The sequence below is a fragment of the Bradyrhizobium murdochi genome (genome assembly GCF_000472965.1).
GTDB lineage: Bacteria > Pseudomonadota > Alphaproteobacteria > Rhizobiales > Xanthobacteraceae > Bradyrhizobium > Bradyrhizobium murdochi.
This window is the reverse complement of record NZ_AXAU01000023.1, coordinates 69292-81444: the sequence shown is the minus strand read 5'-3', so window position 1 is coordinate 81444 and position 12153 is coordinate 69292. Positions and strand designations below refer to the sequence as shown.

Below are 12153 nucleotides of genomic sequence, written 5' to 3'. Positions count from 1 at the left end.
TCGCATTTGTAGTGATTCAGAAACCACGCCATGGCCGGGCTCCCTAGTGTCGCAAACGATAATTCCCGCGCGAAACGAATTCAATAAACCCGCGATCACGCAAGTATTGAAGCTGTTGCCGAATCTTCGGTCTGACGTTCTGATTGCCAGGATAGAGATCGCCGAGATGCCGTTCGAAAGCGTAGACCTCGTCAAGCGTGAAGTCTCGCTTGCCAAGTGACTCCACGCACTTCATCACATCCAGCAACCAGCCCCGCGTTTCCGGAGATTCGTTTCTGAGGAAGAGTGTCTTTTGCCAATCGGCGAGGACGAGTTCTTTCGCGCGAACAACGCTGTTCTGGACGATGTGTATCTTCCCGGAGTCTGGAATTCGACTAAGCAGGATGTTGGAGCCGATCCAACCGGCCCGTCGCGCAGTGGGCGCCAGCGGCTTTCGCTCCTCGATAATCTCCCTGACGAAGAAATGCTTCGGCACAATAAACAGGTTCACGACCGCAAGCGATTTGAGGTCGTAGTTCATCAGAAGCAGATTCGGATTGTTGCTGGCGGCGAGGCGTTCGCACTTGGTCTTGAACGCACCATCGACGACTCGCGTTCCGAATCTGCCTTTCTGGCTCTTGAGTTCGAATTCCTCTTTGCAGGATTGGCAAAAGAAATCGGCGAGGGGGGAATTGTTGGGAAAGGATGAAATCTTGGCGTTGCCGCAGTGCGGGCAGTAGGCCCAAGCCTTCACCCAAGCTTCTGTCCAGGCGCGGGCGCTTTGCGAGCCGCTGGTGTAGAACGATTGGGATTCTTCGAATCCAAGTTTCATGAATTTATGGCTGTACAACCAGTGGGAGAACTAAGCTATACTACCATAGGGGGAGCGGACAATGAGCTACCGACACTTACCGTTGGAATCGCTTGTAATTAATCGCGCAAATGATCGGCATGGCGAACTCGAAAACGAGACAGCCGCTATCGCTTGGCTGTTTAATAACTTTGAATTGCACATGCTCAACCTTACCAAAGACATTGTAGCAAACGGTCAAGTCTTCGAGCCACCTCTAGTTTTCCCGGATGGAGAACAGTTCGTATTATTCGACGGAAATCGTCGGATGACCTGCCTGAAGCTGCTCGACAAACCCAGAAGGGCTCCAACGACGGAATTGCAGGAATTCTTCTCGGAACAACGGACCAAATGGAAGGGGGAATTCCCCGCCACAATTCAGTGTCAGGTTGAAACGGATCGCGACCGAATCGACGACATTCTGTACCGCAGACATACCGGCAGCCAAGGTGGAGTAGGGCAATCCACTTGGGATGACAGGATGAAGTCAAATTTCATCAGTCGTACCGGTATGGGTACTAGTTTCAATGTGGCCGACGAGATCGAGAAGCGGCTCGGTGATGCGGGCATGCTGCCTCACAAGAAAATTCCTCGGTCGAATCTCAATCGGCTCTTGTCGGCAGAGGCTTTTCGAAACCGAGTGGGCTTTTCTGGTGCGAAGGGAAAATTCGAGTTTACTCACGATGAGCCAATTGTCCTAAGAGCCTTGCGCCGGATAGCGGATGATCTCGCAAACAGGTACGTGGTCCTGGGAGATATTTGGGATATCGACGCAAAGCGGTCGTATCTCGATCGCTTGGAGGGAGAGGGGCTTTTGCCGACTGCTGCAAACTCTTTAGCCTCGAAGCAGGTTGCCGCCGAAAACAAACCCGCAGTTGTGCGGCCATCTCCGACACGTGCTACGCGGCCGCAGAAACGGACTAGCCTTATACCCAATACAATATATGCGATTGCTTGGGCGGGAAGGATACAGCGGCATCGAGCGATATGGGAGGAGTTGCAGTTTCATCTAAATCTAGACGATCATGCGAACGCAATCTCAGTGCTATTCCGCGTTCTCGTCGAGCTCGCAACCGAAAATTATATCGACCAAACCAAGCTCGCTACAATTAACCAAAACGATTCTTTAGCAAGACGCGTCTTGAAGGTTGCAGAGGACCTTAGAGCGCATCAAAAAATCGATCAAAAGTACGTCGAGCTTCTAAGAAAGTTTCCTCAAGCGGATTCCTTGCTCTCTGCCGACACGTTAAATCGATATGTTCATTCGCCAAATTTTGCTCCATCCTCCGATCACTTGCGAGCGATGTGGGACTGGATGGCTGACTATCTTGTTCACTGTCTCAACGCGTAGCTGCTTTTTTTCACCCACCCCGGCAGTTCGCCGCTCGACCGCTACTCGTGGCCGCACACTATGCAGCATATAGTAAAATTCGCTGTGAGAAATAAGTTGAGAATTTCCGAGGTGTGGCCAGTCAAGGCCCAGCACAAGTATTTCATCGAAAGACGCGAAGGCTTTGTATCGCACGTTGGCGTAATTTTCGAAGCACTTCCGATTGATGAGGCGCCAACATTCTTCAAAGCTTCAGGATCGATTGCTGAGAGCCGAATTTCGATTAAGGGAAACCGTATTCAAGAGGCTGTGCAAGGCGTTCGAGCTTGGCAATCGTTATTGGCTACCTATGTGATTGTTGACGTAGATTTCGACGATATATCGCAAGAGTTCAAGCCGGAGGGAGACGCAGAGCGCGAGCGAGTTCATATCTTATCCTTCAATTCGAATAGGAATGAGCCCAATTCGAAGATCATGCATGATTTTTCAATCTTTGGGAGAGCGTTCTTAGCCGTTGATCGAGGTGTTGACCTGATCGAACCAATGGCCTTCTTCATAGAGGGACGGAAAGCCTTGGCAGCAGATAGGTTGATTGATGCCTACAATTATTGTTTTCTGTTTCTCGAATCCCGGTTCAAGTTGAAGCATCAAAACCGATTGGCTGCTGCGCAATTGGTAGAGAAGCGCGAGTTTTGCGGAGCACTTGAATCCATTTTGGAAGATCCAATGCTTCGGGACGTCGCGAGAGGAGCAAAACTCGCGCTCGACAAGTGGCCAGATGACAAAGAAGCAATAGCTCTTGAGATTGTTGAGCTCAGAGGACGGCTTCGACATCACTCAATTGGGAATCCGAATCGATGGAATCCCACTGAACAGCAGAAGTATCGAGCGGAAGCTGTATTTCTAGCAGCAATATGCAGGGAAATTGCCAAGCCGAGCTTTGATATCACGTGGGAGGATACGTATGTTCAGGAGTTCGTGGAGCAAGCCAAAGCAATGGGAATGCAACTGGACGTCTCCGTGGTCCTGACGATCGATGATGGAACGTTGCCACGGGAAATTGGAATGAACTTCAAGATTCCTCAGTTTGAGCCGTCAGCCATGTTGGCAAAGACCGTGCTCGAAAATGCGCTGACCGAATTTGATAAACACATGCCGGGCGCGCAGCTACTCGGAATCAGAGCGCGGGTCCGACCCAACGGACCTGAATTGTTCAGATACGATCTAGGACCAGGTATTCGTCGTTAGATACCTACGTGAACCAACTGTTCGCCCAATTACCGTTTCTTCCACCCGCCCCGGTGCCCCGGCGCGCCGCCGCTTGATCGCGGGGCTGGCCCGAACTCCGGCCCGGACTGCCGCGAATCCGTTGGCTGGAAGATTTTGCTGCCGCTGCCGGGCTCGGGCTTGCGCGGTTTGGCGCCGCTGGGACGGTAGGGCAAGGATTCCGGGCCATGCATTTCGTCGAGATGGGGTTTGTGGATTTTGGAGGTGGCCCGACTCGTGGAGACAGATCCCTCTCCCCGACCCTCCCCCGCAAGGGGGGAGGGAGCGCCGCTGCGGCCCGAAGATGCGCTGCGGCTGGATTTTAGGGCGGCCTGCACGCCTTTCTTTTTCATCGCGCTTACCGGCAAATTCGCGGCGTCGCCGTATTTCCGTGTACCCGCATAAGCGCCGGCCTTGCCCTGCACGGCGCGCTGCTTTGCGGTGGGGTCGTCGACCACGGCCATTTCCGTCGCGCGCAGGCGTTTGACTTCGTCGCGCAGCCTGGCGGCTTCCTCGAAGTTCAGATCGGCGGCGGCTTCGCGCATGCGGGTTTCGAGGTCGGACAATACGGCCTCGAAATTGTGGCCGATACTGATGACGTCGTCCGCCATGCCGCCGTCGCCGATCTCGACCAGGACGTGGTCGCGCTCGTAGACGGAGTTGAGGATGTCGCCGATCGATTTCTTCACGCTCTCCGGCGTGATGCCGTTGGCGGTGTTGTATTCGACCTGCTTTTCGCGGCGGCGGTTGGTTTCGGCGATGGCGCGGTCCATCGAGCCGGTCATCTGGTCGGCGTAGAGGATCACCTTGCCGTCGACGTTGCGCGCGGCGCGGCCGATGGTCTGGATCAGCGAGGTCTCGCTGCGCAAAAAGCCTTCCTTGTCGGCGTCGAGGATCGCGACCAGTGCGCATTCGGGAATGTCGAGGCCTTCGCGCAACAGGTTGATGCCGACCAGCGCGTCGAACGCGCCGAGGCGCAAGTCCCGGATAATCTCGATACGCTCGATGGTGTCGATATCAGAGTGCATGTAGCGTACGCGAATGCCCTGCTCGTGCAGGTATTCGGTGAGGTCTTCCGCCATGCGCTTTGTGAGCACCGTGATCAGCGAGCGATAACCCGCGGCAGCGGTCGCGCGCACTTCGCCGACGAGATCGTCGACCTGCGTGCGCGCCGGACGAATGTCGACCGGCGGATCGATCAAGCCCGTGGGACGGATCACCTGCTCGACGAACACGCCGCCGCTTTCGTTCAGCTCCCAGCCGCCCGGCGTCGCCGACACCGCAACCGATTGCGGGCGCATCATGTCCCATTCCTCGAACCGCAGCGGGCGGTTGTCCATGCAGGAGGGCAGCCTGAAACCGTACTCGGCGAGCGTCGCCTTGCGGCGGAAATCGCCGCGGAACATGCCGCCGATCTGCGGCACGGTCACGTGGCTTTCGTCGGCGAACACCAGCGCGTTGTCGGGCACGTATTCGAACAGCGTCGGCGGCGGCTCGCCGGGGCGGCGCCCGGTGAGGTAGCGCGAATAGTTCTCGATGCCGGCGCAGCTTCCGGTCGCCTCCATCATTTCGAGGTCGAAGGTGGTGCGCTGCTCCAGCCGCTGCGCTTCTAATAGCCGCCCCTGGTTGTTGAGCTCGTCAAGCCGCAGCTTCAGTTCACTCTTGATCGACTTGATCGCCTGCACCAGCGTCGGCCGCGGCGTCACATAGTGCGAGTTGGCGTAGATCTTGATGAATTCGAGATCGTCCTGCTTGTGGCCGGTGAGCGGATCGAACTCCTCGATATTTTCGACGGTGTCGCCGAACAGGTTCACGCGCCAGGCGCGGTCTTCATAGTGCGCCGGGAAGATGTCGATGACGTCGCCGCGGACGCGAAACGTGCCGCGGGTGAAATCGGCTTGCGTGCGCTTGTACTGCAGCGCGACAAGGTCGGCGATCAACTGCCGCTGGTCGATGCGCTCGCCCTTCTTCAGCGCAAAGGTCATCGCGGTGTAGGTCTCGACCGAGCCGATACCGTAGATGCACGACACGGACGCCACGATGATGACGTCATCGCGCTCCAGCAGCGCGCGCGTCGCCGAATGGCGCATGCGGTCGATCTGCTCGTTGATGGACGAGTCCTTTTCGATGTAGGTGTCGGTGCGCGGGACGTAAGCCTCGGGCTGGTAGTAGTCGTAGTACGAGACGAAATACTCCACCGCGTTGTCGGGGAAGAAATTCTTGAACTCGCCATAGAGCTGCGCGGCCAGCGTCTTGTTCGGCGCGAGAATGAGCGCCGGGCGCTGCGTCGCCTCGATCACCTTGGCCATGGTGTAGGTTTTTCCGGAGCCGGTGACGCCGAGCAGCACCTGGGTGCGGTCGTTGCGGTTGATGCCTTCGACCAGTTCGGCGATCGCGGTCGGCTGGTCGCCCTTCGGCTGGTATTCGGATTTGATCTCGAAGCGCACACCGCCTTCGGATTTTTCCGGGCGCGGCGGCCGGTGCGGCGTCCAGACTTTGAGCTGGCCATTGTCCCCGCGAAATTCGGGACGGCCATCGCGGATCAGGCTTTCCAGCGCATCGGCGGTGGCTTTGACGCCGAGCGCTTCCATCTTGTTGCGCGGCGGGCGAGCGAGGGCTTCCTCGTCGTCTTCCGCGGTCGGCAGGCCGAGCTGGCGCGCGAGTTCGGGATCAAGCGTCGGGATGGTGGCCGCGGTGCCGTAGTTGGCTTGGGGGGATTCGTCTAGTTCATGCCGTGTGGAGAGACCCCCACCCTGACCCTCCCCCGCAAGCGGGAGAGGGGACGATGGTTGCGCGTTCGTCGACTCAATACTACCGACCTCGCCTGGCGCTTGACGCCTGGAGCCCTCTCCCGCTTGCGGGGGAGGGTTGGGTGGGGGTGCCTCCACGAGTCGCGACCCCGCCGTATCGCGCTTCGTTACTTGTGAACTCGTTCCCTTCGTCGACGCGCGCGCGCGATGCGCGGCGGCCTCGCCGCCGGCGCGGCGGTCCCAGGAATTATCCGGCGGCGGCTGCAGGCCGGTGCCCGAGCCCATGCCGGCATCGCCGCGGTTGATCGCGGGATTGAGCAGTTCCGCCAGCGCCGGTCCGATTGGTTGCACCTCGGGCCGGTGTGCCTTGGATTTCGGGGTTTTGCCTGATTTTCGGGGAGCGTCTGGTTTCTTCGCCATCGCCCGAATATGGGACGAGTCAGCCGGTGAGAAAAGGGCAAATGGCCGCGCGAAAGCGCGCGCTTCCGCCTGTCAGCAGATGTCAGCAAGACCGCAATTGGGAACCATCTGCGCACCTCAGACGCGGAGATCGCCATTATCCGCTCTGACCGGTGCTGCTTTGACGATATCCAGATGGATCCCGCCGCAGCGCGTGCATCGCATGGTCCAGTATTCGGCGCCGGCACGGCCGGGAATGATGCGCAGCACCGCGAGCGATGCGCTGCAATCCGGGCAGCTCGAAAGCACCGGCGTCGCTTGCAGGGTCTGTTCGGGAGGGGGCAAAGAGATGCGGCCGGCAGTTCCGCCGGTCGTGCTTACGGATTCGCGAACCGCGGCATGAAACGATCGATATGCGCTTTCGCGTCCGCGATCGCCGCTTCCGGATTCGACCAGGCGAAGCCGACTTCGAGGGTCGGAAATGCCAGGCCGTCGATCACCACCGGCTCCTGATCGGCCCGTTGAATCCTGGCGTGCCATAGCCCTCTCCCTGCTTCGAACGACTGAATTTCAAAGCCGCCATAGATCATGGCGCGTCCCCCGGAATTGCGCATGGCGCGAGCAGAGCACGGCGCGGCGGAGGCAGATGTGAACGGGTTCACATGTCGCGGAGTTTTTCGCTAGCGCCGCGCCAAAATATGATCCGCGAGCACCACGGCATCGTCGCCGACGCCTGACAGGAACGAGGAGTTCATCTTCGACAGCCATTGCAGGCCGAGGAAGTACAGGCCGGATACGGCTGAGATGCCGTTGCGGTGAACCGCTTCACCGCGGGCGTCGAGGACCGGGATATCGATCCAGCCGAAATCGACGCCGTAGCCGGTCGCCCAGACGATCGAAGAGATGCCCTCCGCGGCGAGGTCGAGGCGCGTGAGCGGCGCGGTGACGCAAGGCGGGTCGGGAAGCGTCGCGCGGGCGCCGGGTTCTTCCGGCAGCTCCAGGCGGCGCCGTTTCACATATTCATCGACGGTGTCGAGGAAGGTGGTGAAGGCGATGTCGCCGTCGCCAAGGCTTTTGTCGAGGCCAGGCGCGATGTCGAGCACGCCGCCATCGGCGGCGTCGAGACGTCCGAGCAAGATCATGCCGCGGGCGGCGAAATCGCGGAAATCGATGCTGCGGCCGCCATAAGCGCCCGAAATCACCGGGCCGAGGCGCGCTTGCCCGCGCTCCTCCGGGGTGATCTGGTCGAACTGCATTTCGGCGAGCCACCAGATCAGGTCGCGGCTGCGATAGCGGCGCGGCAGGCGGCGATGCCGTCCGACCGAGAGATAGACGCGTCGCCCGGCCTGCAACAATTCCTCCGCGATCTGCGCGCCGGACGCGCCGGCGCCGGCCACCAGCACCGCGCCCGGCGGAAGCTGTTCGGGATTCCTATAGTCGGCGGCACGCACCTGAAACACCGGATGATCGCGCAACAGGTCCGGGATGACGCTGCGCTGATAGGGTCCGGTGGCGACGACGACATTGTCCGCTTCGATCGTGCCATCCGTGGTCTCGGCGATAAAGCGCCCGCCGTCGCGCTGCGACAGCCGCGTCACCGCGACGCCGCAGCGGATCGGCGGCGCGACGAAATCCGCATAGGCCTCGATAAATTTGATGATGGTGGCCGTATCCGAGAACCCATCGGGATCGCTGTGCGGAAACGGAAAGTCCGGCAGCCGCACCGACCAGTTCGGAAACTGGAATATCAATCCGTCCCAGCGCTCGCTGCGCCAGCGTTCGGCGATCCGGTGGCGCTCGAGCACCAGATGCGACAGTCCGCGCTGCTTGAGGCGGTGGCTCATCACGAGACCGGCCTGGCCGCCGCCAATCACCAGCGTTTCGATCTTCTCATCCGGCATGTCTGTGGCCCCTGCGGCGCGTGGCGGGCTCCGCTGCCGCGCGAACGATCCAGCGCCGGAACGCGGCGAAATCGCGCTGCCCGGTGCTGAAGCCGCGATACACCAGATACCAGCGCATGCCTTTCGGCACACTTAACGCAAACGGCGCGACCAGCCGGCCGGCCGCAAGGTCATCGTCGATATAGGGGCGGATGCCCATGGCGATGCCGAGGCCGTCGACGGCGGCCTGCAGCGCCTGGCCATAAAACTCGAACTCCGGTCCGCGGGCGCTGATGCGGGCGGTGCCGGCGGCCTCGAGCCATGACGGCCAGTCGTCTGGCGAATGCGCCACCCGCAGCAGGGTCGGCCCCTTCAGATCGCCGGGACGTTTGAGCGCGTTGGCAAGGCGCGGCGCGCAGACTGGAAGCAGATCGGCGGCAAACAACGGCTCGGCGATCAGGCCAGGCCATTCGCCGTCGCCGAGCTTGATGCCGCAGCTCCAGTCCTCGCCGAACGGCACCGCGGCGCCGCCGGTGGTGATGCGGACGTCGATATCGGGTTCTTCCTTGCGGAAGTCCGCCAGCCGCGGGATCAGCCATTTCATCGCAAAGGTCGGCCCGACGCCGATGGTCAGCACGCGCACGCTTGCAGGCGCCGTCACCTGCGCGGTCAGGCTCGCCAGCGCGTCGAAGATCGGCGTCAGCCCGTTCTGATAGGCGCGGCCGGCGGTGGTGGTCACGAGGCGGTTGGCCTTGCGCTCGAACAGCGCCACGCCCAGTCGCTCTTCCAACAGATGCACCATCCGGCTGACGGCGGCGGCGGAAACGTTGAGCTCGGTCCCGGCGGCGGCGAAGCTGCCGGTGCGCGCTGCCGCTTCGAACGCTTTGATGCCGTTAAGAAAGAGCAGCCGCCGCACATGACCCTCAGGAAAACTGATGCCAGAGCAAGATAACTCGGTTTGCGTAGCTGCGACAAGCGAGGCACAAGAATGGGTGTAGTAGCCTTGGTTTGAAGTAGCGTTGGGTTGAATCGGTGCGGCCGGCTTCAACCTCGCCCCGCTCTTCGCGGGGAGAGGTCGGCGCGAAGCGCCGGGTGAGGGGCTGCTTCCGCGAGCCCGATTGTGAGCGAGTTTGCGGAGGCAGCCCCTCACCCCGACCCTCTCCCCGCGAAGGGCGGGGCGAGGGAGCAGAGGCAGCGCGCCGCGCGTTTCAAACCGAGCCTTGCTGATGCAGGAGATTCCGCGTGACCCCGCTGATGATTGCAGCCCTCGGTGCCCTGATGGTCGCGACGGCCTTCCTGTCCGGCCTGTTCGGCATGGCCGGCGGGATGATCCTGATCGGCGTGCTGTTGATGCTGATGCCGCTGCCCACCGCCATGGTGCTGCACGCGATCACGCAGATGGCCTCCAATGGCTGGCGCGCATTTCTGTGGCGGGCGCATATCCGCTGGCGGCCGGTGTTCGTCTATCTGATCGGCTGCGCGCTGGCGCTCGGCCTCTGGTCGCTCACCCGCTACGTGCCGGACAAGCCGATTGCCTTGCTGTTGCTCGGGGCCACACCGTTCATGGCGCGGCTGATGCCGAAGAACCTCAAGCCGAATCCGGACAGCATCTGGCAGGGCTCGTTCTACGGCTTCATCTGCATGGGCCTGATGCTGATGACCGGCGTCTCCGGTCCCTTAATGGACACGTTCTTTCTCGGCGGCAATTTTGGCCGCCGCGAGGTGGTCGCCACCAAGGCAACCTGCCAGGTCGTCAGCCATCTCACAAAACTGATCTATTTCGGCGGCATCATCGACCAGGCGGCGACGCTCGATCCCGTGCTGGCTGCAGTTGCGATCGCGGCCTCGATGCTCGGCACCACACTGGCGCGGCGGATTCTTGAGGCGATGAGCGACGCGCAGTTTCGCACCTGGGCGAACCGGCTGATTACGACGGTGGCCGGCTATTACATTCTCTACGGAAGCTGGCTGTTGCTGGTTCACGGCTCGGTTGCTTCCTTCTGAAGGGAGATGGCTGATGTCGGATGCTGCAGATCCACTGGTGCTCGACTTCGTCGAATGGGTCGCCCGCGAGCCGCGGAATTACGCAGAAGTGGTCGCGACCTGGCGAACCTCCTGTCCGCGCCTGACGATCTGGGAAGACGCTTCCGATCGCGGCTACGTCACGCGCGAAACCATCGCCGGAACCGGACTGATGGTGACCGTCACCGCATCGGGCGAAAAGCTGCTGCGCGAGCACGGCCGCATCGGCGCGCCGCAACGCTAGTCTCGCGGCGCCAGCCGTCATCACATTTCCGCGCGACGCCCTTAGCCCGCATTGACTTGGGACATCGGTCCGATCAAATTCATGCATCCGCATCTTTCTTGCGATGCACGGATTTCAACCAGCAGGATCGCCCCATGATCGACCTTCACTACTGGACCACGCCGAACGGCCACAAGATCACGATGTTCCTCGAAGAGACCGGGCTGAAGTACAAAATATTTCCGGTCAACATCGGCAAAGGCGACCAGTTCAAGCCGGAGTTTCTGGCGATCGCGCCGAATAATCGCATCCCCGCGATGGTCGATCATGAACCCAAGGGCGGAGGAAAACCGATTTCGATCTTCGAGTCCGGCGCGATGCTGCTGTATCTCGCCGAGAAGACCGGAAAGTTTCTGCCGTCCGATCTCTACGGCCGCTATGACGCGATCCAGTGGACGTTCTGGCAGATGGGCAATCTCGGGCCGATGGCCGGGCAGAACCATCACTTCTCCAACTACGCCCAGGACAAGATCAAATACGCGATCGACCGCTACGTGAACGAGACCAACCGGCTCTACGGCGTGCTCAACAAGCGTCTGACCGATCGCGAGTTCATCGCGGGCGACTATTCGATCGCCGACATGGCGAGCTATCCCTGGATCGTGCCTTACAAGAACCAGAGCCAGAACATTGACGACTTCCCGCATCTGAAGCGCTGGCTGGAGACCATCCGCGCCCGCCCCGCGACCGAGCGCGCCTATGCCAAGGCGAAAGAGGTCAATCCGAACTTTGGCCAGCCCGTCAACCGCACCGAGGAGGAGCGCCGAATCCTGTTCGGCCAGACCGCGGCAGTGGTGCGGTAACGCAGCATCGCCGGGGCTTGGCTTGCCTGGTCCGCCTTTCCGGCGTGATAGGCTGGGGATTCACGCGTATCCCCGGATATCCATCCCCGGGACGCATAGGCAATATCGCCGAATCATGGCGAGAATCGCCGCGCGAACGCCCAACTTTTGCCGGTCCCGGGCGTTGTCAAACCGCAGGACTCATTGTTTCGGAGACGATTGTGGACACCACACTGAAGCTGAAGCCACGCCCAACCAACGTGGCGTTGATCGCCTGGCAGTTCACCGGACAGCCGCTGCACGAATGGCCGAGCTGGGTACAATCCAGTTGCTCACTGCAGCGAAGCGAGGATGGTCACCTCGAGCTTCGACATGAACGGCAAAGCGGGACGCAGATCGTGTATCTGCAGGAGTGGCTGGTGCGCGATCTCGATGGCGGCGTGTGTTTTTACACCGACGCGGAGCTGCGCAGAGAGTTCGACATCGCTTCCAGTCAGTGAAGCTGCTCACACAAATCGAAAAATAAACCGCTGGCACCCACGCTCTGATTGGCCGCAATCTGGGGATGGGTTTTGCTGACTGAACCCTCTCGAGGGGTATCGAGCTAATTTA

The 12153-nt window shown here is 60.4% G+C and carries 11 protein-coding genes; 6 read left to right on the top strand and 5 right to left on the bottom strand.

The genetic code is table 11. From position 1 onward, the window contains the following. Nucleotides 1–43 precede the first annotated feature (43 nt). The gene (locus YUO_RS0131375) at nt 44–811 is read right to left on the bottom strand and encodes a DpnI domain-containing protein (protein WP_028350780.1); all 768 of its coding nucleotides are present in this window, start codon (nt 809–811) and stop codon (nt 44–46) included. 61 nt (nt 812–872) lie between these two features. Here YUO_RS0131375 and YUO_RS0131370 point away from each other — a divergent pair, with 61 nt between their 5' ends. Then, nucleotides 873–2180 (top strand): hypothetical protein, encoded by a 1308-nt coding sequence (locus tag YUO_RS0131370; RefSeq protein ID WP_028350779.1) that lies wholly within the window; start codon nt 873–875, stop codon nt 2178–2180. A 96-nt stretch (nt 2181–2276) separates the two neighbouring features. After that, the gene (locus YUO_RS0131365; RefSeq protein WP_156908852.1) at nt 2277–3407 is read left to right on the top strand and encodes a hypothetical protein; all 1131 of its coding nucleotides are present in this window, start codon (nt 2277–2279) and stop codon (nt 3405–3407) included. A 29-nt stretch (nt 3408–3436) separates the two neighbouring features. On the opposite strand, the gene uvrB is transcribed toward YUO_RS0131365, so the two are convergent. From uvrB to YUO_RS0131340, 4 genes are all read right to left on the bottom strand, one after another. Next, nucleotides 3437–6595 (bottom strand): excinuclease ABC subunit UvrB, encoded by a 3159-nt coding sequence (gene uvrB, locus YUO_RS42360; protein WP_083754792.1) that lies wholly within the window; start codon nt 6593–6595, stop codon nt 3437–3439. Between the two features lie 356 nt (nt 6596–6951). Continuing rightward, nucleotides 6952–7188, bottom strand: coding sequence for a hypothetical protein (locus YUO_RS0131350; protein ID WP_235782897.1), 237 nt, complete (start codon nt 7186–7188; stop codon nt 6952–6954). A gap of 66 nt (nt 7189–7254) precedes the next feature. Continuing rightward, the gene (locus tag YUO_RS0131345) at nt 7255–8475 is read right to left on the bottom strand and encodes an NAD(P)-binding domain-containing protein (RefSeq protein ID WP_028350776.1); all 1221 of its coding nucleotides are present in this window, start codon (nt 8473–8475) and stop codon (nt 7255–7257) included. Next, a complete protein-coding gene (locus tag YUO_RS0131340; protein WP_028350775.1) occupies nt 8465–9370 on the bottom strand; it encodes a LysR substrate-binding domain-containing protein in 906 nt (301 codons plus the stop codon). Before YUO_RS0131340 ends, YUO_RS0131345 begins: the two co-directional genes overlap by 11 nt. Before the next feature lie 326 nt (nt 9371–9696). Here YUO_RS0131340 and YUO_RS0131335 point away from each other — a divergent pair, with 326 nt between their 5' ends. The 4 genes from YUO_RS0131335 to YUO_RS0131320 all read left to right on the top strand — a co-directional run bounded on the left by YUO_RS0131335 (nt 9697) and on the right by YUO_RS0131320 (nt 12041). Then, on the top strand, nt 9697–10458 hold the full coding sequence (locus YUO_RS0131335) for a sulfite exporter TauE/SafE family protein (RefSeq protein ID WP_028350774.1): 762 nt from the start codon (nt 9697–9699) through the stop codon (nt 10456–10458). 13 nt (nt 10459–10471) lie between these two features. Then, entirely contained in the window at nt 10472–10720 is a 249-nt protein-coding gene (locus tag YUO_RS0131330) for a hypothetical protein (RefSeq protein WP_028350773.1), read from the top strand. 134 nt (nt 10721–10854) lie between these two features. Continuing rightward, nucleotides 10855–11562 (top strand): glutathione binding-like protein, encoded by a 708-nt coding sequence (locus tag YUO_RS0131325; protein ID WP_028350772.1) that lies wholly within the window; start codon nt 10855–10857, stop codon nt 11560–11562. Between the two features lie 200 nt (nt 11563–11762). Then, a complete protein-coding gene (locus YUO_RS0131320) occupies nt 11763–12041 on the top strand; it encodes a hypothetical protein (protein ID WP_028350771.1) in 279 nt (92 codons plus the stop codon). The last annotated feature ends 112 nt before the right edge of the window (nt 12042–12153 follow it).